Origin of the sequence: Deinococcus fonticola (assembly GCF_004634215.1) — a bacterium.
GTDB classification, from domain to species: Bacteria; Deinococcota; Deinococci; order Deinococcales; family Deinococcaceae; genus Deinococcus; species Deinococcus fonticola.
Genome location: NZ_SMMH01000017.1, coordinates 29325 through 49361, shown reverse-complemented (window position 1 = coordinate 49361; position 20037 = coordinate 29325). Strand labels below are relative to the sequence as shown.

Sequence of the window (20037 nt, the reverse complement as noted above, 5' to 3'; positions counted from 1 at the left end):
CAGGCAGGCCGAACTCGTACAGTAAGAGGCGTGACTCAGACAACTACGGATTTTCAGTCGAAACTGGCGAACTACGCGGAACTCCTGGTGAAAACGGGCGTGAACCTCCCGGCGGGCGGGAAGTTGCAGGTGGGCGGCCCGCTGGACGCCGCGCCGCTGCTGCGCGAGATCGCGCGGGCGGCGTACCGGGCCGGCGCGCTGCACGTCAACGTGCGCATTGTCGACCCGCAGCAGGCGCTGGCGCTGTACGAGGACGGCAGTGACGAGGCGGTGGCGTACATTCCCGAGTGGGCCGCCGCAGAGGATCAGCGCCTGGTGGAGAAGGGATACGCTTTCCTGAACATCGCCGGGACTGACCCGAAACTGCTGGCGAACGTGAACCCGGAACGCGTGGCCCAGCGCAGCAAGTTGCAGGCGCAGGCCGGCAAGGCCGTGTCGGAGGCCATCGGGGGCTTTCAGGTGAACTGGTGCGTGGCGGCCATGAGCACGCCCGCCTGGGCCAGGGCCGTCTACCCCGATCTGCCCGAGGCGGAAGCCGTGGCGAAGCTCTGGGAGGACATCTTCACGGTCACGCGGGCCGACCAGCCCGACCCGGTGAGTGCATGGAAGGCCCACACCGACGAACTGGAACGCCTGACCGGACTGCTCACCGACAAGCAGTACGCCAGCCTGCACCTGAAATCCGACCTGGGCACCGACCTGACCGTGGGTCTCGCGGACGGCCACATCTGGCAGGGCGGCGCAGAAACTGCCAGGAACGGCATCCGGGGCGTGCCCAACCTGCCCACCGACGAGGTGTTCACCATGCCGCACCGCGAGCGGGTAGACGGCTGGGCGGTGGCCAGCAAACCCCTGAGCGTGCGCGGGCAACTCATCGAAGGCATTCGCGTGCGCTTCGAGAACGGCCGGGCTGTGGAAATCCACGCCGAGAAGGGGCAGGACGTGCTTCAGAAACTCATTGAGACTGATGAAGGCGCCGCGCACCTCGGTGAGGTGGCCCTGGTGAAAGCCAGTGCGCCCGTCGCGCAGACCGGCACGCTGTTCTACAACACCCTCTTCGACGAGAACGCCGCCTCGCACATCGCCTTCGGGCGCTGCTACCCCACCAACGTGCAGCACGGCGAGAACCCCGAGGCGCTGAAGGCCGCGGGCGGCAACGACAGTCTCATTCACGTGGACTGGATGATCGGCAACGCGCAGACCGACGTGGACGGCCTCACCGCCAGCGGCGAACGCGAAGCCCTGATGCGCGGCGGCGAGTGGGTGATTTGAGGGCCGTACGTCAGGGGTGGTGGGAAAAGCTTCAGGTTGTTCCCACCGACCACCCACCTCAACCCCTACAATGCAGCTCATGAGTGATCTCTACACCTCGGACGGCTTTCAGCAGACCTCTTTCCTGAGTGACGAGCGCAAGACGGCCTTCAGCGGCGCCCCGGAACTGGGCGCGGCTATTGAGCCCGGCAAGCAGTACCGCGCCGTGCTGGAAACCAGCAAGGGCCGCATCGTGGTCGAGCTGTACCCGGACGAAGCGCCCATGACGGTGAACAGCTTCGCTTACCTGCTGCGTCACCATTACTACGACGGCATCAAGTTTCACCGCGTGATCGACGGCTTCATGGCGCAGACGGGCGACCCCACCGGCACCGGCGCGGGCGGCCCCGGCTACGACTTCGAGGACGAGTTCGCCGGGAACCCCCACCGCCACAGCGGCAAGGGCGTGCTGAGCATGGCCAACCGTGGCCCGGCCACCAACGGCTCCCAGTTCTTCATCACCTTCGGCCCCACCCCGCACCTCGACGGACGCCACACCGTGTTCGGCAAGGTCGTGGAGGGCCTGGACGTGCTCGATCGCCTGACCCGCATTCAACCCGGCATGGGCGGCACCCCCGACGTGATCGAGAGCGCCTACCTGGTCGAGAAGTAAGCGCGAACGGGCAGAAAGCGCCGGGGGAAACCCCTCCGGCGCTTTTCGCTTTTTCTTTTTGCCCTCTACACTTTCTGCATGACCTCTGATCGTCCGCTGCGTGTGCTGGCCCTGTGCCTGGGGAATATCTGCCGTTCCCCGGTGGCCGAGGAGTTGCTCCGGCAGGAATTGCAGAAGGCTGGGGTGCGGGCCGTGGTGGACAGCGCGGGCACGGGCGACTGGCATGTGGGGCGTCCAGCCGACTCGCGTAGCCGGGAGGTGGCGCGGCGGCACGGCCTGCAGCTGGGGGGCCGGGCGCGGCAAATTTCGGCGGCAGATTTCTACGAGCAGGAAGTGATTCTGGCGATGGACGCGCAGAATTTGGCAGAGGCCAGGCGCCTGGCTCCCCCGAACGCCGAGGCGAAAGTGCAACTCATGCGCGACTATGATCCTGAAGCGCCGGGGGAGGATGTCCCGGATCCCTATTACGGCGGCCCGGACGGCTTCGAGAATATGTACGCCATGCTGGAGCGCAGCGCCAGGGAATTTGCCCGGCAGGCCCAGGGTGGGCAGTTGGCCGGCCATTGAGTGGGCCAGTAACCCGCGCTTCATTTCATGCGGGTCAGGCGGGATTGACTTTGGAACGGGCTGCGCGCTTATTGAGCGAACGGTGAGACCGAGGCGCTAGACTGCGGGGTATGGATAACCGCACGAACCTCGACGATTACCTCGCGGGACTGGGCATCAGTGACGCGGACGAGAACGCCCCGCCGCCCCCCACGCTGGAGATGTCGGCCGCGCCCCTGCCCACCCTGGAGGCCGCGCACGAGGAACCACGCGTGGTGCTTGACCGCTTCCTGAAAGGCCTGACCGCCCGTATCGACCCCAGCCTGACCTACGAGATTCACGAGGCGGAAGACGCGCTGGAAGCCGAGATCAACGGGGAGGCTGCCCAGAAGCTTGCCGGGCGCGACGGGCGCACCCTGCATGCTATTGAAGTTATCGCGTACACCGTGCTGGCCAAACAGGCGGGCCGCAGTGACCTGCGCGTGCGCGTGGACGTGGGGGGCTTTCGCCGGCGTCAGGCCGACACGCTGGCGAAACTGGCCGAGCGCCTGGCCGTGCAGGTCACCAAAAGTGGCGAGGCGCACGAGTTGCAACCCATGCCGGCCGCGGATCGCCGCATCATTCACATGACCCTCAAGGAACACCCCGATGTCATGAGCGAGTCGGTGGGCGAGGGCGCGGCGCGGCGACTGGTGATCAAACCCCGCCACGGGTAAGGGCCAGTGGCTCATAGTTTGAGGTTTCTGGAGCAGGTGGGCTAGGTTTTGCTCACCTTGCGTCAACTGGTGCTGGAAGCGGTGCGGGTGCTGGAGGCTGCGGAGGTTCCCTCGCCGGAGGTGGACGCCCGCGAACTCGTGCTGTTTGCCCTGGGGCTGGGACGCACCGCCCTGCTGACGCGCGCGCATGAGGAAATGACGCCCCCGGACACCGCGAAAGTCATGGCCCTGGTGCAGCGTCGGGCCGCGCGCATTCCCCTGCAGCACCTGCTGGGCGAGGTGGAGTGGGGCGGCGTGCGCCTGAAATCGGACGCCCGCGCCCTGGTGCCGCGTCCGGAAACGGAAGTCTTGCTGGAACTGGCCCTCACGGAGCTTGCGACCACACACAGCCCACCAGCCCGCGTGTTGGACATCGGCACCGGCACAGGGGCTATCGCTTTAGGGATCAAGCGCGCCCGACCGGACGCGGAAGTGTGGGCGACCGACCTCAGCGCAGCGGCGCTGGAGCTGGCGCGCGAGAACGCGGAATGGAACGGATTGACGGTGAATTTCGCGCAGGGCAGCCTGTTCGATGCGCTGGTGGGCCCGTTCGATCTGATCGTCAGCAACCCGCCCTACCTGCCGGAAAGCGACCGCCTCAGCGCGCAGCCCGAGGTACGGCACGACCCGGCGCTGGCGCTGTACAGCGGCCCAGACGGCCTTGACCTGCCACGCCAGCTGGTACGCCAGGCGGCGTCTTTTCTCTCTCCCGGCGGAACACTGCTGCTGGAACTCGACCCGCGCAACGTGACGATCCTGACCCGGGAAATGCCGGACTGGCACGCCGAGGTGCTGCCGGACCTGACGGGAAGACGCCGGTTTCTGCGGGCACGCCGCTGACCTTAGCCAATCGGGGAAGATCGCGCCCGCCGGGGGCTGGGGCGCAGCCTGGGGCACTGCCGCATCATCCGTTCGGAAAACAGATGGCTTCTCTCTTTCCAAACCAACCCACCAGCCTGTTTCTTTCGGTGTGGGAGTGCACGAGACCAGCGACGCATTTGTGCCGACAACGGTCAGCGGGCCGGTGCGTCTCCTGGTTGGAGTTCAGGAAAGACATGGTGTTCTCCGACTAAGGCCCAATGTGGCGACGGCCCGGACTTCCTGCTCCGGGCTGTCCCACCCTCATGAACAAGCGGCGAACCCGGAACTTCAGGAAATGTTAAGGTAAACAGCGCAGCCCTTCCCGGCTGACATTCCTGTTTTCTCTCTTCCATTCGCATCCCGCGAGATGCCCCGCGCCGACACCAGCCAGGCACAGCGCGGTAAGCCCGTCCGAGAGACGGCATTGGAGGTCACATGTCCACCAACGCGACAGTCCAGGCGTCGCCCCGTCAAGGCTCGGGGGACGCCTTTCCTACATTCAGGGAGACCACATGACCAAAGGCAGCATGTTGTACGAAGGCAAAGCAAAACGCGTGTACGCCACCGAGCACCCCCACGAATACATCGTGGAGTACAAGGACGACGCCACCGCCTTCAACGCCCAGAAACGCGGCAGCTGGCAGGGCAAGGGCGCCACCAACAACGCCATCAGCGCCCACCTTTATCCTCAGCTGGAAGCGGCCGGGATTCCCACGCACTTCATCGAGAAACTGGATGACCGCCAGCAGCGCGTGAAAGCCGTGACCATCGTGCCCGTGGAAGTCATCGTGCGCAACACGGCCGCCGGGTCGTTCAGCAAACGCCTGGGCGTCGAGGAAGGCACGAAACTGGCCCGGCCCGTCGTCGAGTACTGCTACAAGTCCGACGAGCTGGGCGACCCGCTGATCAACACCGACACGGCCATCTCGCTGGGCTGGGCCACCGAGGCCGACCTGACGCGCATCCGGGAACTCGCCCTGAACATCCGCGACTTCCTGGTGCCGTACTTCGAGAAACGCGGCGTGAATCTCATCGACTTCAAACTGGAGTTCGGCAAACTCGCGGACGGCACCATTGTCCTGGCCGACGAGATCAGCCCCGACACCTGCCGTTTCTGGGATATGGCCACCAACGAAAAAATGGACAAAGACCGCTTCCGCCGTGACCTGGGCGGCATCGAGGAAGCCTACGCGGAGATGCTCAGGCGCGTCACCTCACCTGCCGACGACCGCTAACCAGAAGTCCTGATCCCGCTTCCCGTCCGCCATAAGCGGCCCTGCCCCTGCACTCACGGAGTGAATCCATGCCCAAGTACAACGCGAAAATTTACGTCACCCTCAAGCCTTCCATCCTCGACCCGCAGGGCCGCACGGTGGAACGCGCCCTGTCGCACCTTGACCACAAGAATGTGGGCAGCGTTCGCATCGGCAAGTACATCGAACTCTCGCTCAGCGGCGAGAAAGCCGACGTGGAGGCGCAACTCAGGGACATCACCGAGAACGTCCTGAGCAACCCCATCATGGAAGACGCCCGCTGGGAGCTAGAGGAAGAAAAGTGACCCAGGCCGACTGGCACGACACGGTGCGCCGCGCTGCCGGTCAGGCTTACCTGAATGAGGAACTGGCCCAGACGAACAACCACGCGGTGAACGTCAGTGTCTTCCAGGGGCAGTACCCCTGGCACGTCCACCCGGACAGTGATGAAACGTTTGCTGTTCTGGAAGGGAAACTGGTGCTGGATGTCGACGGAAAAGGCGAAGTGACCCTGCGGCCCGGTCAGGTATACACCGTTCCCGCCGGAGTCAAGCACCGTTCGCGTGGTGAAGAGGACAGAACCGTCAACCTGAGTTTCGGCGTGAAGAACCGCGAAACGATCTTTCTAGAGGAACTGAAATGAAAACCGCAGTCATTCAATTTCCCGGCAGCAACTGCGACGCGGACGCCCTGCACGCCGCCCGTCTTCTGCTGGACAAAGACGCCACGTTCGTGTGGCACACCGAAACCGCTTTGCCCGAAGGCACCGAACTGGTGTTCCTCCCCGGCGGCTTCAGCTACGGCGACCACCTCCGCAGCGGCGCGATTGCGGCCCGCAGCCCGATCATGACTGCCGTGAAGGCCCACGCCGAGGCGGGTGGGTACGTACTGGGTGTGTGCAACGGCTTTCAGGTGCTGACCGAAAGTGGCCTGCTGCCCGGCGCCCTCTCGCGCAACAAAGACCTGCACTTCATGTGCAAACCCGTGCACCTGCGCGTCGAGAACAATAAAACCAACTTCAGCCGCGCCTACACCGAAGGGCAAACACTGGAAATTCCCATTGCCCACGGTGAGGGCAACTACTACGCCGACGCCGCCACCATTGCCGAACTCGAGGAACAGGGCCGCGTGGTGTTCCGCTACACCGACAACCCCAACGGCAGCCTCAACGACATCGCCGGAATCGTGAACGAGCGCGGCAACGTGCTGGGCATGATGCCTCACCCCGAACGCGCCGTGGAACTCCTGCTGGGCAGCGAAGACGGCCGTGGCGTGTTCCAGAGTTTAACTGGGAAATAATGCCTGAACCCGTTGGCCACCTCAAGGAACTGTTCCGCTACCCCATCAAGTCGCTTGGTGGGGAAATAATCACGCACTCTGAAGTGACAGGGCGTGGTCTGACGGGGGACCGTTTCTGGGCGGTGGAAGACGAGAATGGCAAATTTGGCTCGGGCAAAAGCACGCGCCGATTCAGGCAAATGAATGGCCTGCTGCATTTCCGCGCCTTCTCCCGTAGGGAGACGCCCGTACTGGTGCTTCCTGACAGAACGGAACTGGATGCCACTTCCGATGAGGCCGCCACCATCCTGAGCGAACATACGGGCAAAACCGTTTCGGTCACGCCTGAACGCGGCATCTCTCACTTCGACGAGGGGGCCATTCACTTCATCACGACTTCTGCGCTGTTGCTCCTGCGCGACAAGCACGGGTCAGACGTGGATGTGCGGCGCTTCCGTCCGAACATCGTGCTGGACACGGGAACGCAGCCCAGGCACCTGGAGGCCGACTGGCTGGGCCAACGCCTGAGCATCGGGGCTTCGCTGGTGCTGGAAGTCGCCTATCTGATGCCGCGCTGCGTCATGGTGAACATGGCCCAGCACGATCTGGGCGAGGATAACCACGTGCTGAAGACCATTTCAAAAATCAACCCGGAAGTCTGCTTTGGCGCCTTTGCCAGAGTGATTCGAACGGGCCAGATCAGGCTGGGCGACACCGCCCAACTTATTTAAGGAGCAACGCTTATGACCCAATCGACCCAATCCCTTCGTGACCGTGCCGGCACCTTCGGCCTGACCGTAGAAGAATTCGACCTGGCCGCGCAGCAGATGGGCCGCGAGCCCAACGCGCTGGAAGCCGCCATCATCGGCGCGATGTGGTCCGAGCACTGCGGCTACAAGAACAGCCGCCCGCTGTTCCGCCATTTCCCCACCACGGGCCCGCAGGTGCTGCAAGGCCCCGGCGAAAACGCTGGTGTGGTGGACATCGGCGACGGCTGGGGCGTGGCGTTCAAGATGGAAAGCCATAATCACCCGAGTGCCGTTGAACCGGTGCAGGGCGCGGCGACCGGCGTGGGCGGCATTCTGCGCGACATCTTCGCCATGGGGGCGCGGCCCTTCGCGGTGCTGGACAGCTTACGTTTCGGTAACCCGGACAGCCCACGCACGAAGTTTCTGGTGAACGGCGTGGTGGACGGTATCGCTCATTACGGCAACGCCATTGGCGTGCCCACGGTGGGCGGCGAGGTCACCTTCCACCCCAGCTATCAGGAAAACCCGCTGGTCAACGTGATGGCGCTGGGCATCATGCGCCACGAGGATCTGGCGAAAGGAACGATGGGCGCGGTGGGCAACCAGATCGTGTACGTGGGCAGCAAGACCGGGCGCGACGGTCTGGGCGGAGCGGTGTTCGCGTCCGCTGACCTGAGTGACGCCTCGCAGGCCGATCGTCCGGCGGTGCAGGTCGGTGACCCGTTCATGGAAAAGCTGCTGCTGGAAGCCACGCTGGAAGCCATTCAGGCGGGACTGGTGGCGGGCGTGCAGGACATGGGCGCCGCCGGGCTGGTCAGCAGCACCTGCGAGATGGCATACCGCGCCGAACTGGGCATCACCATGAACCTGGACAAGGTGCCGACCCGCGAGGAAGGCATGGTGCCCATGGAGCTCTGCCTGTCCGAGTCGCAGGAGCGCATGATTCTGGTGCCGGTGCCGGGCCTGGAGCAGGAACTGCACGACCTGCTGGCGAAGTGGGAACTGGACGTGGTCACGATTGGCCAGGTGGAGGAGCACAACAATTATCGCCTGACGTGGAAGGGCGAGGTGGTGTGTGACCTGCCGGTGGCCCTCTTGAACGAAGCACCCAAATACACCCGCGAGGGCGTGGAGTCCGAGGAAATCAGGGCCAAACGCGAGATGGACTTGAGTGGCGTGGCGGTTCCGGCTGACCTGGGGGCCGTGCTCGTTGATCTGCTGAGCCACCCGACCATTGCCAGCAAACGCCCGATTTTCGAGCGCTACGACCATCAGGTGATGACCAACACGGTGGTGGTGCCCGGCGCCGCCGACGCTGCCGTGATGCGCGTGAAAGGCTCCGAGATGGGCGTGGCCGCCACCAGCGACTGCAACCCGCGCTTCGTGTACCTCGACCCGTACACCGGGGCCGCCGCCGCCGTGGCCGAGGCGGCCCGCAACCTCGCCTGCGTGGGCGCGACCCCGCTGGCGATCACCGACAACCTGAACTTCGGCAACCCGCACCGCCTGGACGTGTACTACCAGCTGCAACAGGCCGTTCATGGCATCGCGGACGCCTGCAAGACGCTGAACACGCCCGTCACCGGGGGGAATGTCAGCCTTTACAACCAGTACGTCGAGGCTGCATCTGATGGGGGGCAGCGCACCGTCGCCATTCACCCCACCCCCACGATTGGCATGGTGGGCGTGTTGCCGAATGTGGAACGCCGCGCCAGCCTGGACCTGAAAGCCGGTAAGCACACCCTGATCCTGCTGGGAAACCACGCCGACAGCATCGGGGCCAGCCAGTACCTGGAAACCGTGCACCACCTCGAAGCCGGGCAGGTGCCTGCACTTGACCTGAACCTGGAGCAGCAGGTGCTGAGTGCCACGATTGCCCTGATCCAGGCGGGCGTGACCACCACCGCGCACGACTGCGCCGAAGGCGGGCTGGCTGTGGCCCTGGCCGAAATGGCCATCGCGGGCGGACGCGGCCTGAAAGTCACCCTTGAGGCCCCAGAGAGCACCCGCGCCGACGCCCTGCTGTTCGGTGAAGCGCACAGCCGAATTATCGTTGCCGTGCAGGACGCGCAAATCACGAAGGCCGCCGCCATTCTGAACGACCTGAACGTCCCCCACACCATCCTCGGCGAGAGCTTCGATGAGCCGCACAACGTCACTATTGCCCTGCCCGGTCAGCACGTACACTTGAGCGTGAACCTCGAAACGCTGAAAAAAGCCTGGGAAGAGCCGCTGAAAGGAATTCTGGAATGATTTTCGACCCGGCCACCGATAAGCCGCAGGACGAGTGCGGTGTCTTTGGCATGTACTCCGCGCCGCCCAACGATCTGGCGTGGCTCACATACATGGGGCTCTTTGCATTGCAGCACCGTGGGCAGGAAGCGGCGGGCATGTGCGTGTCGGACGGTGAGAAGTTCCACGTGGAGAAGGATCTGGGCCTGGTGACCCAGGTGTTCGACGAGCGCCGCCTGGACAGTGTGCGCCTGGCGAATGCGCGGGTCAGTATTGGGCACGTGCGCTACAGCACCACGGGTTCCAACCTGCGTTTCAACGCGCAGCCGCTGACGACGCGCACGAATAAGGGCATTCTGGGCCTGGCCCACAACGGCAATTTCGTGAACGCGCTGGAGGTTCGGGCAGAAATGCTGAACGAAGGTGCCCTGTTCGCCACCACGAACGACAGCGAAGTGATGCTGAACCTGATTGCGCGGGAAAGTCGCCTGGATCTGGTGGAGGCCACGGCCGCCGCCATGAAGCGGTTGAAAGGCGGGTACGCCTGCGTCCTCATGAGCCGCACGCAACTGATCGGGTTCCGTGACCCGCACGGTGTGCGTCCCCTGGTGATCGGTCAGCGCGGCGACGACGCGTGGGTACTGGCCTCCGAACCGTGTGCCCTGTATGCCGTGGGGGCGCGGCTGATTCGGGACGTGCAACCGGGGGAACTGGTGTGGTTCGACCGCACCGGCCTGCACAGCCTGATGGTGGACGCCCGCCAGCCCACCCCATGCAGTTTCGAATGGATTTACTTCGCCCGCAGCGACAGCCGCCTGGACGGCGTGGACACGCACGAGAGCCGCATTCGTATGGGCATGCAACTCGCCCGCGAGAAACCCGTGGACGCCGATGTCGTCGTTCCCGTGCCCGACAGTGGCATCGGCGCCGCCATCGGCTACGCCCGCGAAAGCGGCATTCCCTTCGATTACGGCCTGTACAAGAACCCCTACGCGGGCCGCACCTTCATTGCCCCCACGCAGGAAGCGCGCGAGCTGAAGGTCAAAATGAAGCTCTCCCCCACCAGCGCCGTGAAGGGAAAGCGGGTCGTGCTGATCGACGACAGCATCGTGCGCGGCACCACCAGCCGCCAGATCGTGAACCTGCTGCGCGAAGCCGGCGCCACCGAAGTTCACTTCCGCGTCAGCAGCCCGCCCATCACGCACCCGTGCTTCTACGGCATCGACACGGCCGCCCGCAAGGAACTGGTGGCCAGTACGCACAGCATCGAGGAAATCCGCGACCTCATCAATGCGGACACGCTGGCGTTCATCAGTGAGCAGGGCCTCCGGCAGGCCATCGGCGGCCCCGGCATCTGCTCCGCGTGTTTTACCGGGGATTACCCCGCCGGCACGCCACTCCTGAACGACGTGGATAAGCTGGCGTTAGAGGTCTGAAATGACGAAAGATTCGCCATTTACACTGGATGACTTGGCAAAAAAACCTGTTGAGCATTACCTGGGTTACCATACGAAAGACACGATGGAATATTCTTTCGATCAAGCTGAGTCTTTTACGCTCGTAACCTCTAATGCCAAAGAAGCGGATGATGTTTCTTGTTGGTCGGATTCTTCAAGAAATGGATTTATCTGGGTTATTGAAGGGCGGAAAGTGGGAAGTAGAAGAAAATATTATCTGCGTGAAGTTTTCCGCCCCACCAGTAAGGCCGAAAGACTCGAAGGGTATTTTGTTGGTAACAAGAAAAAATTTGACTACCTGCTTGAAGGTGAAGGTGTAGAATTTGGAGACGAATTCCTCCTTAACGACTTACCCTGGTTTGCCGACTTCAAAAAACAGAATGGGAGTTTCGGCTTTGGCCTCCGGCTTCTGAGAGATGAAAGGATCAAGACGGAATTTCTCCGTATGGCCAGTCAGTTTTTTTGACAACTAGCTCCGCTGCCTGTGACTTCGTAGTTGTAGCAGGTTCCTTGATCACACCAGAGCGTCAGCCCCAGTACCTTCACGGAGAAGTGTGTGGCGAGCGGGCGCGACCAGAGCTCCCTGAATTGACACGGTAGGGACAGGATTAACGTCGTGGGCGGTTCTCTCAGCGGCGTGGGCAGGCAGGCGCCTACGCTGGAGCGTGGAGGTACGTGATGCCCAGAACGTGGAGTAACAAGGATGAACGCCAGTACCAACATGTCAGGGAAAGTGAACTGGCCGCCGGGAAAAGCGCGGAGGAAGCCGGGGGAATTGCCTCCCGCACGGTGAACAAGCACCGCCGTGAGGAGGGCCGCACGCCGAACAAACGCAGCATGGGCACCGGCAACCCGGATAAACCCCTGGGCGAGTTGACGCGCGATGAACTGTACAACCGCGCCAGGGAGCGGGGAATGGCCGGGCGCAGCCACATGAGCAAGGCGGAACTGATGGCCGCCCTGAAGGACTGATGCCTGACCTGACGCCGGCACAACGCAGCAATTTTCTGCCGGTGACGGCCTGGGGGTACGCGTGGTGGCGTGCCCACTCCCTGTCGCTGCTGTCCGGTGAGCCGTTCAGTCTGACGCGCGAAGCCTGTCTTTTTCAGGCGATCTGCGCTCCACAGGCGGAGCAGCACTGGCTGGATGCCGGCACCAGTGCGGGCTTTTACGCGGGCGTGCTGGCACGGGCGGGGTGCCGGGTCACGGCGGCGGATCTGAGCACAACGATGTTGCGCGTGGCGGCGCAGCGCGAGAGGGCTCCCCTGATCGCGTGGGAGCGCGTGAATATAGAGCAAAACGGCTGGCCGGACGGCTCTTTCGATGGCGTGAAGGTGGGCGCGACCTTGAATGAAACGGCCCACCCGGACGTGTTTCTGCACCAGCTGGAACGGGTGCTGAAACCAGGCGGCCACCTGTGGTTGATGTTCGTGCCGGCAACGGGCGGGCTGGGCCAGCGGGGCCTTTCCCGGCTGGGTGGGCTGTTCTTCCCTGACCCCTCCTGGGTGGAGCGGCACCTGCCGCGCTGCACGCTTGTTCACGCCTTCCGGGTCGGCCGGGTACAGTTCATGGCGCTGGTCAGGTCGTAATCTGACGTCATGCCGCTCCTGCGTTCCGAGATTCGCCCTGGCCTAACCGTAGACATCGTGCAAAAGCAGGATCAGCCCAGCGGGAAACTGACGCGCGGCGTGGTGGCGCAGCTCCTCACGCGCTCGCCTTCGCACCCGCACGGCATCAAGGTGAAGTTGACCACTGGACAGGTAGGACGCGTGCAGGCGGTGCTTTCGCCGGCCTGAACGAAAAAACCCCTCACCAGGAGGGGCAGGCGGCAGCAGGAGGCCCTTTCTCAGCGTTTGGGCATGCTGAGGCCCAGGCCGGTCAGGAAAGCGCCGACCACCGACAGGGCGTAGGTGATCAGCACGTTGTTGAGGGGACTGGGAAAACTGCTGCTGCGGTTGGCGTTTGCCACGGCGTGGAGCTGGTTGATGTCGATGACATCCTTGCCCAGCAAAATGGCCGAGGCGATGACCACGATGATGCCCAGCAGCACGAGGATGCGGGAGAGAATCTTCATGCGTGCATCTTAACGGCCTAGTGTAACGAAAGGCGCATTTGCAGTAAGGAAAGTCTTGAGGTTCAGGCAACTCACAGGCCGCGCACGTTCGTCTGTATGCGCCAGAACCCCGTACTGACGGTCATGTACAGCATCTGGCCGGTGGGGCCGCCGAAGCACAGGTTGCTGCACGTCTGCGGCGTGGGAATACGCCCCAGTTCGGTTTTCCCGTCGGGCGTCAGGACGTGAACGCCGTCCCCGGCACTGCTCCAGATGCGGCCCGCCTCGTCGATCCGCAGGCCGTCCGTCTTGCCGGGCGTTACGCGGAAGTGAACGCCCTGGCACCCGGCGCGGCCGTCCGGTTCGACTGCGTAACGGTACACCTGGCCGTCGCCCGTATCGGCCAGCAGCAATGTCTGCGCGTCCTGAAAGGCCAGGCCGTTGGGCTTGCTGCGGTCACGGATGGGGGCGCTCAGGGTACCGTCCGGCGCAAGGCGAAACACCCAGCGGCCCGGCAGTTCCATGCGGCCGCCGTACCCTTCCTCGGGTTTGTCGATGCCGTAGGTGGGGTCCGAAAACCACAGGCTGCCGTCCGGGTGCCGGCAGACATCGTTGGGGCTGTTCAGTTTCTGGCCCTCGAAGCGGTCGGCCAGGGTCGTCCACGGGCCGCCGGGCTCGTCCTGGCGCACCAGGGCGCGTAACCCGTGCGAGCAGGCCACCAACCGGCCCGCCACGTCCAGGCAGTGGCCGTTCTGGTGGTCGCTGGGGTCGGCCTCCACCTCTAACTGCCCGGCGTCGGTGTAGCGCCAGGTCTTGTTGGTGCGCACGTCGCTGAAAATCACGGCCTGACGGTCTGGCAGGTACACCGGGCCTTCCGTCCAGGTGAACCCGTCCGCCAGTTGCTCGGGGGTGGCCCCCGGTGGGAACAGATCGAGGAATTCAGGCCGGGTGGCTTGCAGGGTCATGCGTTCATGCTGCCCTGGCGGGGCGGGGTGGGTGGTGAGCGGTGGGCGCAAACAGAGAGGCGAAAGCTTTAGGCGGGCGCTTCTGCAGCCTTTCCTGCGCCTACGAATCCCCCATGGCTTCTCGCGTCCACTCGCCCTTTTCGCGGTGCAGGGTCACCAGTTGCCCGTTCTTCAGGCGTTCCCGGTACGGTATGGGGTAATTTTCCTGCGTTTCCAGCGGCGTGGCGAACAGGTCGACCAGCAGGGTGCGAATGGCCACCGAGTGACTGAAGGCGATGACGCGCCCATCTGGGAGTTTGTCGGCCCAGGCGCGCATCCTGCGGGCTACGCCGCGCAGGCTTTCGCCTCCGGGAGCCGGGTGCAGCCAGGGGTCGGCCTGCCAGTGCACGAAGCCCGCGTGCCCCTGCATCTGCGGCACGGTGAAGCCCTCGAAGTCCCCGAAGTGGTACTCGCGTAGCCTCGGGTCGAGGCGCAGGGGCTGGCCGGGCAGGGCCAGCTCGGCGGTTTGCACGGCCCGTTGCAGGTCGCTGCTCCACACCGCGTCAAAGGTCTGCCCGGCCAGCCTTTCCCGCAGCGCCAGCGCCTGCGCTTCGCCCTGCGGCCCCAGCGGATTGTCGGTGAGGCCCTGCCAGCGTCCACCCTCGTTCCAGGCGGTGGTGCCGTGGCGCACCAGGGTCAGGTGCAGCGTCCCGTTAGCACTATCCCTGTGGTCAGCTACAGGGCCACCACTCATGGGCGGGCTTCCGGATCGGTGCTCACCTCACCGTCGCCTTCTTGCAGGGGTGGCACGGGGCGGGGCTGGCCCTGCTCGTCCACCGCCACGAACACGAACAGGCCGTTGGTGGCGAGTTGCTGCTCGCCGGACTTCATGTTCTCGCGGTACACGTCCACCTGCACGGTCATGCTGGTGCGCCCCACCTTGATTACGCGGGCGTCCAGCGCCACCGCTTCGCCCACGCGAATGGGCACGTGGAAGTCCACGGCGTCCATGCGGGCGGTCACGACATTGGCGCCGGAGTGCCGCACCGCCGCGACGCTGGCGGCCTTGTCCATCAGCGACAGCACCCAGCCGCCGAAGGCCGTGCCCAGGTAATTGGTGTCGCTGGGAAACACCAGTTCCAGCATGCGGGCGCGACTTCTGGGGGCAGGCGTGGTGGGGGCGGGGGCGCGTTTCTCGGTCATGTCGCCCCGCAGTATGCCGCGCCCCGGCCAGACAGGAGGGCCAGACGGGAGGGCCTGGCAGGAAGGGCCAGGCTAGCCGCTGGAGCGTTCAAGCCACGCCAGCGCCGCCTGAATCACCGCGAACTGCGCCCGCTGACCCAGCAGGAACGCCGGGCCAGTCACGGTTTCGTCCGGGTACTCGGTGAGCAGCACCAGTGGGCCATCGAGTGTGTCGTGCGCCGTGAACAGGCAGGGCGTGCTGTGAATCACGCGGTAGGGGCGCAGGCTGGTGTGCGCCTCGTACACGGCGAGTTGCCGGGCGTTCAGGGCCATCAGGTCGGGCTGCCGGGCCAGTTCCCCCGTGATGAAGCTCGCCAGCGCCCCGGCCCGCGCCTCCTCACCAGGTCGGTGACGGAAAATCAGGCAAAAGCCCTTGGGCAGCGTCCAGGCCTCGAAGCCGCGCGGCACGTACCCGGCCAGGGGTCGCGCCCACTCGTGTGCGGGGTAGCCGTGCAAATTGACGTGCAGACGCGGTTCCCCGGCCAGCGCTGCCGCCCGCCCCGCCCGTTCGTGGTGGGGATGTGGGCGGTACTCCAAGTCGTCACCCAGGGCGGTATACCGGGCGGCGTGGTGCATGTGCGCCGGGTGCTGCTCGCGGCAAAGCCAGTCGAAGAGGGCGTACCCGTCCGGGTTTTCCAGCGGAATGACCGTGAGCGGCACGGCATCTGGCGACACCGCCCGTTCCTGTACGGCCAGCTCCCGTACGGCCCGCAACGCCGCCACCACCCCCGTGCTCTCGTTGGCGTGCTGCCCGCCCGTGACCAGCAGCCCACCCCGCCCCGCGCCAAATGACCATACCGGACGCCCCTGGACACTGCGGGCGGCTACAGTTCCTCCTGGGAAGGTACCCAGCCAGTGCTGCGCTTCCGCCGGCGTCGGTGGGCGATCCAACCGCTGAAGGTCGGGCAGCCGCACTGTTGCCTGCTCCGGAGCAGGCACGGCTGCCGAACCTGAATGAACTTCCAACTCGACTTCCTGCGTGCTGAGCTGCACCAGCGGGATAATCTGGCCCATCTGCAACGTGCGCGACCCAGTCTCTACGCCTGCCCGCCGCTGAAAAAACTCCTGGGTGCCGAAGTACAGCTCCTCGGCCAGGACTTCAGTCAGGTCGAGGGCCTCGTGATCGTAGGCCAGTTCCTCGCGCTCGGCCGGCAGACGGGCAGTGACGCGCAGCACGTCGAAAAACGGGGCGGTGTCCGGCCACACCTGCGCCTCCAGCCAGGCGTGGTAAGCGTCCCACAGGGCCTCGAAAGCAGTGGGAAAGTCCAGGGTCAGCGTGCCGTCCACCCGGATTCTGCCGGTCATGCGCTGAATGGCTTCGCCCGTCACAGCCCGGGCCTGCCGCAGCGGCACCGACACCCGCAGCACCTCCCCGTCCACCTCTAGCAGGTACTCGGGCAGCACGTCCTCGGGCAGCGTATCCAGCCTGGGTTCGGCTGTGAAACGGCTGCCGAGTTGCGCGGCCCAGCCGGCCAGCGGGTAGGCTTCCAGCAGGAAGCGTTCCGGGTGCGCGTCGGTCAGCACCGGGTAATGCAGGTGCAGGTGCCGCGGCGGCTGAGCCTGCCACGCCTCCAGACGCGGCCGCAGGGCGCACACCAGCGGCTTGTGACAGCTCATGACGTGCACCACGCTGTCGGGAAAACGCTCCTGCAACGCGGTTTGCAGCGCCGCGCGGCCCCGGCGACCCAGCGACACCCATACCTCGAGCTGGCGCGGGTCTGTCACCCCCTGGGCGCTCAGCAGGGCCTGAACGCGGGCCTGGTCGGTCGGCCCGCGCCACGACCAGCCCTTCAGGTCTGCGGCCAGCCCACCTGCCTCAGGCTTCACACTTTACTTCTTGCCGATCACGTTGAACTGCTCGCTGTTCGACGGGTTGGGCGTCCAGCCGCTCAGGGAGGCGCGGGCGGCGCACAGCGGGCGCGAGTGGATGATGGGAATGCGCACGGCGGCGTTGGTGGTCAACTCGTGCACCTGCCCGTACAGCGCGGCCTGCTGGCCCTTGCTCTTGGCCGAGGCGGCCCTGCTCAGCAGGTCCTGAATCTGCGCGTTGTCGAAGCCCGTGTCCAGCACGCCGCCGGGGCCGTAGAACGAGTCGTAGAAGTTGCCGGGCACGCCGTACTGGCCGGTCCAGCCGATCATGTACATGTCGAAGCCGGGGGCCTTGTTGCGGTCGTCGAGGTACTTGGCCCAGTCCTCGGTTTTCAGGGTGGCCTTGATGCCCACGGCGGCCAGGTCGGCGGCCATCGCCTCGGCGATGGGTTTGGGCGTGGGGAAGTACGGGCGCGACACGGGCATGTACCACAGGTCTATCGAAAAGCCGTTGGGGTAGCCCGCTTCCGCCAGCAATTTCTTCGCGGCGGCCACGTTCATGTCGTTGAAGGCCACCTTCTTGCTGTTCGCCCAGGCCAGCGGCGGCGGCACCAGGCTGTCGTCGCTGATGCCCAGGTCACCCCAGAAGGCGTCGGCAATGGCCTTGCGGTTCATGGCCAGGCGAATGGCCTGTCTGACTTTGACGTTCTTCAGTTGCTCCGTGCGGGTGTTCAGGCTCAGGAAGCCCACGTTGAAACTGGGGCGCAGCACCGCCACCAGATTCTTGTCGGCCCGCACGGCCTTGAGGCTGTCGGGGTTGAGGTCGCAGGCAAAATCCACCGTTCCGGTCTTCAGTTCATTGAGGCGCGCCGTGGGGTCTTTGATGGAACGCAGGATCAGGCTGTCCACCTTCGGTTTGCTGCCCCAGTACGCCGTATTGGCGCTCAGGTTCACCTGCTGGCCCGTCACCCACGACCCGAACTTGAACGGCCCGGTGCCGACCGCGCCCCCGGCGGGCGTGCCGTAGTTGGCCCCGGCCTTTTTCACGGCGGCGGGGCTGGCGATGCCGAAGAAGTTGGAGCCGATCATCTCGGGGAAGTTCGCCAGCGCGCGCGACAGCGTGAAAATCACCTGGAACTCGCCGTTCTTGCGCACGCTTTTCAGGATGCTGCTGCCCCCTTTCGGGTCACCGAAGACCAGCTTCCAGCTTTCCCAGGCTTTCTGGTTGCGGAAGCCCTCGGGCGCGGCGGGATCCCACCAGCGGTTCACGTTGTACACCACGGCGTCGGCGTTGAACGGCGTGCCGTCATGGAATTTCACGCCCCGGCGCAGGTTGAACGTCCACACCGTGCGGTCCGAATTCCCCACCCAGCTGCTCGCCAGGCCGGGTACGACATTCAGCGTGCCGGGCTTCACCTTGGTGAGGGTGTCGTAAATCTGGTTTTGCACGATGGCGGAGTTCGTGTCGTTGATGTTGCCGCTTTCCAGCGAAACCGGGTCGCCGCCCGCGCCGTACACCAGCGTGACCGCCGCTGCCGCGCCGCTGGCGAGAAGGGTGGCCGTCAGAAACAGGGTTTTATAAAGGGTCATAGGGGAACCTCCGGAAAGCGCGGCGGGGCCACGCGCCTGAACAGTCAGGGACAAGGCAGGCGCAGCGGGGCCCTGCCGGGAAGAACGTTTAAGGTTGACCTATGCAGTCTGGCACACCGCGGCCCTGGGCGGTCAGCACCTGTCTGCGCGCCCCTGTCTGCCCTCCCCATCTGCCTGCCCTTATCTGCCACTTTGGAATGATGACCGTACTCTGTAGAGTCTTCTACTCTCTGGAGTATGCCCTCCCCGGCCCAGCTCAGCGAAGCCCAACTTAGCGAGGCCCAACTTAGCGAAGCACAGCGCCGGCGCATCGAGGCCGAGGAGCTGGCCCACGCGCAGGCGCAGCAGGAACAGCTGGCCCGGCAGCAGCGGGAACAGGCCGCCCTGGCCTACCGCCAGGAAGTCCGCGCGGCCCTGAAGCCCCGCCCGGCCTGGTGGCCCTGGCGCTGGCTGCTGCCCACGCTGCCGCTGCTGGCCGGCGTGCTTTACCTCCTGGTGGTGCCGCAACCGCCACCCGTCACCGACAACACCTGGGGCGGCATCAGCGACAGCCGCCTGATGGAACGCTGCCGGGGCGAAGTTTCCCAGCAGACCTACGCCCGCGAACCCGACCTGCGTTTTCCCACCCCGCGCGAAGCCCAGGGCCAATTCACGCCCAGCCCCGACGGCAAACGCTGGGACGGCTGGGCCGCGCGCCCCGACGGCACGCACCTCGACTTCTCGTGCACCTACACGGCGGCGACGGACACCGTGAACGCCGAACCTCTCCAGGAGGAACCATGAAGTACGCGCTTTTCCTCGCCACCCTGAGCCTCGCTCCAGCCCTTGCGCAGGCCCCCGCCACCATCCTGATCCCGCGTGAGAAGGTCAGCTTCACCTGCACCGACACGTATTTTAAGTCGCAGCGCGAGAACTTCCTGCTGCTCGACGAGACCTACCCCACCTGCACCCTGAAAATGCCGCTGGCCCTGCGCCAACGCTGGCCCGGAGTGCGCACCTTCTACGTCATTCCGCGCGTCAGCGCCAGCCTGCACAGCAAGAACAACAAGGGCGAAGGTAAATGGCAACCCCTGACGCCCCTGGTCAACCCCGGCCCCGACCCGATGCACCGCGCCCTCAGCTCACGCGGGTACGAGGCCATTGAACTGACCGGCAAACTGGGCAAACTCAGCGACACCGCCGGGCAGAACACGCCGGACACCGTCAGCACCGGGGGAAAAATTACGGTGTGCGTCGCCCCCGTGTACCAGGGCGAGGACGCCTGCAAGACGTTTGACGTGGCGGCGCGGTTCAAGGTGTACACGCGGTGACCACAGGGAGCCGCTCCTCAATCGGAAAAATGGG

The 20037-nt window shown here is 64.9% G+C and carries 24 protein-coding genes; 18 read left to right on the top strand and 6 right to left on the bottom strand.

Annotated features, from left to right (window positions below; all coding sequences use genetic code 11):
* The first annotated feature begins 30 nt into the window (after positions 1-30).
* From E5Z01_RS11410 to E5Z01_RS11335, 16 genes are all read left to right on the top strand, one after another.
* A complete protein-coding gene (locus E5Z01_RS11410) occupies positions 31-1272 on the top strand; it encodes an aminopeptidase (protein ID WP_135229473.1) in 1242 nt (413 codons plus the stop codon).
* Positions 1273-1351: 79 nt separating this feature from the next.
* Positions 1352-1924, top strand: a complete 573-nt coding sequence (locus E5Z01_RS11405; protein ID WP_167757884.1) for a peptidylprolyl isomerase — start codon at positions 1352-1354, stop codon at positions 1922-1924.
* Positions 1925-2002: 78 nt separating this feature from the next.
* Complete coding sequence (locus E5Z01_RS11400) at positions 2003-2491, top strand: low molecular weight protein-tyrosine-phosphatase (protein WP_135229471.1); 489 nt, start codon at positions 2003-2005, stop codon at positions 2489-2491.
* Positions 2492-2601: 110 nt separating this feature from the next.
* Complete coding sequence (locus E5Z01_RS11395; RefSeq protein ID WP_119765047.1) at positions 2602-3186, top strand: Jag family protein; 585 nt, start codon at positions 2602-2604, stop codon at positions 3184-3186.
* Between the two features lie 48 nt (positions 3187-3234).
* Entirely contained in the window at positions 3235-4065 is an 831-nt protein-coding gene (prmC, locus tag E5Z01_RS11390) for a peptide chain release factor N(5)-glutamine methyltransferase (protein ID WP_135229470.1), read from the top strand.
* 533 nt (positions 4066-4598) lie between these two features.
* Complete coding sequence (gene purC / locus E5Z01_RS11385; RefSeq protein WP_167757883.1) at positions 4599-5321, top strand: phosphoribosylaminoimidazolesuccinocarboxamide synthase; 723 nt, start codon at positions 4599-4601, stop codon at positions 5319-5321.
* 68 nt (positions 5322-5389) lie between these two features.
* Positions 5390-5644, top strand: a complete 255-nt coding sequence (purS, locus tag E5Z01_RS11380; protein WP_135229469.1) for a phosphoribosylformylglycinamidine synthase subunit PurS — start codon at positions 5390-5392, stop codon at positions 5642-5644.
* The gene (locus E5Z01_RS11375) at positions 5641-5982 is read left to right on the top strand and encodes a cupin domain-containing protein (RefSeq protein ID WP_167757882.1); all 342 of its coding nucleotides are present in this window, start codon (positions 5641-5643) and stop codon (positions 5980-5982) included. The genes purS and E5Z01_RS11375 overlap by 4 nt, the downstream gene beginning before the upstream one ends.
* Positions 5979-6638 (top strand): phosphoribosylformylglycinamidine synthase subunit PurQ, encoded by a 660-nt coding sequence (purQ, locus tag E5Z01_RS11370; RefSeq protein ID WP_119765037.1) that lies wholly within the window; start codon positions 5979-5981, stop codon positions 6636-6638. The genes E5Z01_RS11375 and purQ overlap by 4 nt, the downstream gene beginning before the upstream one ends.
* Positions 6638-7348: an MOSC domain-containing protein gene (locus E5Z01_RS11365; protein WP_135229467.1), complete on the top strand. Its 711-nt coding sequence runs from the start codon at positions 6638-6640 to the stop codon at positions 7346-7348. Before purQ ends, E5Z01_RS11365 begins: the two co-directional genes overlap by 1 nt.
* A gap of 12 nt (positions 7349-7360) precedes the next feature.
* The gene (gene purL / locus E5Z01_RS11360) at positions 7361-9619 is read left to right on the top strand and encodes a phosphoribosylformylglycinamidine synthase subunit PurL (RefSeq protein ID WP_135229466.1); all 2259 of its coding nucleotides are present in this window, start codon (positions 7361-7363) and stop codon (positions 9617-9619) included.
* Positions 9616-11034, top strand: coding sequence for an amidophosphoribosyltransferase (gene purF, locus E5Z01_RS11355; protein ID WP_119765031.1), 1419 nt, complete (start codon positions 9616-9618; stop codon positions 11032-11034). The genes purL and purF overlap by 4 nt, the downstream gene beginning before the upstream one ends.
* Position 11035: 1 nt before the next feature.
* Positions 11036-11521 carry a hypothetical protein gene (locus tag E5Z01_RS11350; protein WP_135229465.1) on the top strand — a complete coding sequence of 162 codons (486 nt, stop codon included), beginning with the start codon at positions 11036-11038 and terminating at the stop codon, positions 11519-11521.
* 212 nt (positions 11522-11733) lie between these two features.
* Positions 11734-12027: an addiction module toxin RelE gene (locus E5Z01_RS11345; protein WP_135229464.1), complete on the top strand. Its 294-nt coding sequence runs from the start codon at positions 11734-11736 to the stop codon at positions 12025-12027.
* On the top strand, positions 12027-12644 hold the full coding sequence (locus E5Z01_RS11340; protein WP_135229463.1) for a class I SAM-dependent methyltransferase: 618 nt from the start codon (positions 12027-12029) through the stop codon (positions 12642-12644). Before E5Z01_RS11345 ends, E5Z01_RS11340 begins: the two co-directional genes overlap by 1 nt.
* A 9-nt stretch (positions 12645-12653) precedes the next feature.
* Positions 12654-12851 carry a YwbE family protein gene (locus tag E5Z01_RS11335; protein ID WP_135229462.1) on the top strand — a complete coding sequence of 66 codons (198 nt, stop codon included), beginning with the start codon at positions 12654-12656 and terminating at the stop codon, positions 12849-12851.
* Positions 12852-12901: 50 nt separating this feature from the next.
* Here E5Z01_RS11335 and E5Z01_RS11330 read toward each other — a convergent pair whose 3' ends face one another.
* From E5Z01_RS11330 to E5Z01_RS11305, 6 genes are all read right to left on the bottom strand, one after another.
* Positions 12902-13129, bottom strand: coding sequence for a hypothetical protein (locus E5Z01_RS11330; protein ID WP_119765024.1), 228 nt, complete (start codon positions 13127-13129; stop codon positions 12902-12904).
* 71 nt (positions 13130-13200) lie between these two features.
* Positions 13201-14073, bottom strand: a complete 873-nt coding sequence (locus tag E5Z01_RS11325) for an SMP-30/gluconolactonase/LRE family protein (protein WP_135229461.1) — start codon at positions 14071-14073, stop codon at positions 13201-13203.
* 100 nt (positions 14074-14173) lie between these two features.
* Positions 14174-14806, bottom strand: a complete 633-nt coding sequence (locus E5Z01_RS11320; RefSeq protein WP_135229460.1) for a histidine phosphatase family protein — start codon at positions 14804-14806, stop codon at positions 14174-14176.
* Positions 14803-15255, bottom strand: coding sequence for an acyl-CoA thioesterase (locus E5Z01_RS11315; RefSeq protein WP_119765018.1), 453 nt, complete (start codon positions 15253-15255; stop codon positions 14803-14805). Before E5Z01_RS11315 ends, E5Z01_RS11320 begins: the two co-directional genes overlap by 4 nt.
* 72 nt (positions 15256-15327) lie before the next feature.
* Entirely contained in the window at positions 15328-17121 is a 1794-nt protein-coding gene (locus E5Z01_RS11310; protein ID WP_135229459.1) for a M14 family zinc carboxypeptidase, read from the bottom strand.
* A gap of 3 nt (positions 17122-17124) precedes the next feature.
* Positions 17125-18693 carry an ABC transporter substrate-binding protein gene (locus E5Z01_RS11305; protein ID WP_135229458.1) on the bottom strand — a complete coding sequence of 523 codons (1569 nt, stop codon included), beginning with the start codon at positions 18691-18693 and terminating at the stop codon, positions 17125-17127.
* 237 nt (positions 18694-18930) lie between these two features.
* Between E5Z01_RS11305 and E5Z01_RS11300 the strand changes: the two genes are divergently transcribed.
* Both E5Z01_RS11300 and E5Z01_RS11295 read left to right on the top strand, forming a co-directional pair.
* The gene (locus tag E5Z01_RS11300; protein ID WP_135229457.1) at positions 18931-19476 is read left to right on the top strand and encodes a hypothetical protein; all 546 of its coding nucleotides are present in this window, start codon (positions 18931-18933) and stop codon (positions 19474-19476) included.
* Entirely contained in the window at positions 19473-20003 is a 531-nt protein-coding gene (locus tag E5Z01_RS11295) for a hypothetical protein (RefSeq protein ID WP_135229456.1), read from the top strand. Before E5Z01_RS11300 ends, E5Z01_RS11295 begins: the two co-directional genes overlap by 4 nt.
* Positions 20004-20037 lie beyond the last annotated feature (34 nt).

Bases quoted from the DNA above. Each gene is read 5' to 3' on its own strand.
- E5Z01_RS11405 (WP_167757884.1), top strand. From the start codon at position 1,352: ATGAGTGATCTCTACACCTCGGACGGCTTTCAGCAGACCTCTTTCCTG.
- E5Z01_RS11400 (WP_135229471.1), top strand. From the start codon at position 2,003: ATGACCTCTGATCGTCCGCTGCGTGTGCTGGCCCTGTGCCTGGGGAAT.
- E5Z01_RS11395 (WP_119765047.1), top strand. From the start codon at position 2,602: ATGGATAACCGCACGAACCTCGACGATTACCTCGCGGGACTGGGCATC.
- purC (WP_167757883.1), top strand. From the start codon at position 4,599: ATGACCAAAGGCAGCATGTTGTACGAAGGCAAAGCAAAACGCGTGTAC.
- purS (WP_135229469.1), top strand. From the start codon at position 5,390: ATGCCCAAGTACAACGCGAAAATTTACGTCACCCTCAAGCCTTCCATC.
- purQ (WP_119765037.1), top strand. From the start codon at position 5,979: ATGAAAACCGCAGTCATTCAATTTCCCGGCAGCAACTGCGACGCGGAC.
- E5Z01_RS11365 (WP_135229467.1), top strand. From the start codon at position 6,638: ATGCCTGAACCCGTTGGCCACCTCAAGGAACTGTTCCGCTACCCCATC.
- purL (WP_135229466.1), top strand. From the start codon at position 7,361: ATGACCCAATCGACCCAATCCCTTCGTGACCGTGCCGGCACCTTCGGC.
- purF (WP_119765031.1), top strand. From the start codon at position 9,616: ATGATTTTCGACCCGGCCACCGATAAGCCGCAGGACGAGTGCGGTGTC.
- E5Z01_RS11350 (WP_135229465.1), top strand. From the start codon at position 11,036: ATGACGAAAGATTCGCCATTTACACTGGATGACTTGGCAAAAAAACCT.
- E5Z01_RS11345 (WP_135229464.1), top strand. From the start codon at position 11,734: ATGCCCAGAACGTGGAGTAACAAGGATGAACGCCAGTACCAACATGTC.
- E5Z01_RS11340 (WP_135229463.1), top strand. From the start codon at position 12,027: ATGCCTGACCTGACGCCGGCACAACGCAGCAATTTTCTGCCGGTGACG.
- E5Z01_RS11335 (WP_135229462.1), top strand. From the start codon at position 12,654: ATGCCGCTCCTGCGTTCCGAGATTCGCCCTGGCCTAACCGTAGACATC.
- E5Z01_RS11330 (WP_119765024.1), bottom strand. From the start codon at position 13,129: ATGAAGATTCTCTCCCGCATCCTCGTGCTGCTGGGCATCATCGTGGTC.
- E5Z01_RS11325 (WP_135229461.1), bottom strand. From the start codon at position 14,073: ATGACCCTGCAAGCCACCCGGCCTGAATTCCTCGATCTGTTCCCACCG.
- E5Z01_RS11320 (WP_135229460.1), bottom strand. From the start codon at position 14,806: ATGAGTGGTGGCCCTGTAGCTGACCACAGGGATAGTGCTAACGGGACG.
- E5Z01_RS11315 (WP_119765018.1), bottom strand. From the start codon at position 15,255: ATGACCGAGAAACGCGCCCCCGCCCCCACCACGCCTGCCCCCAGAAGT.
- E5Z01_RS11305 (WP_135229458.1), bottom strand. From the start codon at position 18,693: ATGACCCTTTATAAAACCCTGTTTCTGACGGCCACCCTTCTCGCCAGC.
- E5Z01_RS11300 (WP_135229457.1), top strand. From the start codon at position 18,931: ATGCCCTCCCCGGCCCAGCTCAGCGAAGCCCAACTTAGCGAGGCCCAA.
- E5Z01_RS11295 (WP_135229456.1), top strand. From the start codon at position 19,473: ATGAAGTACGCGCTTTTCCTCGCCACCCTGAGCCTCGCTCCAGCCCTT.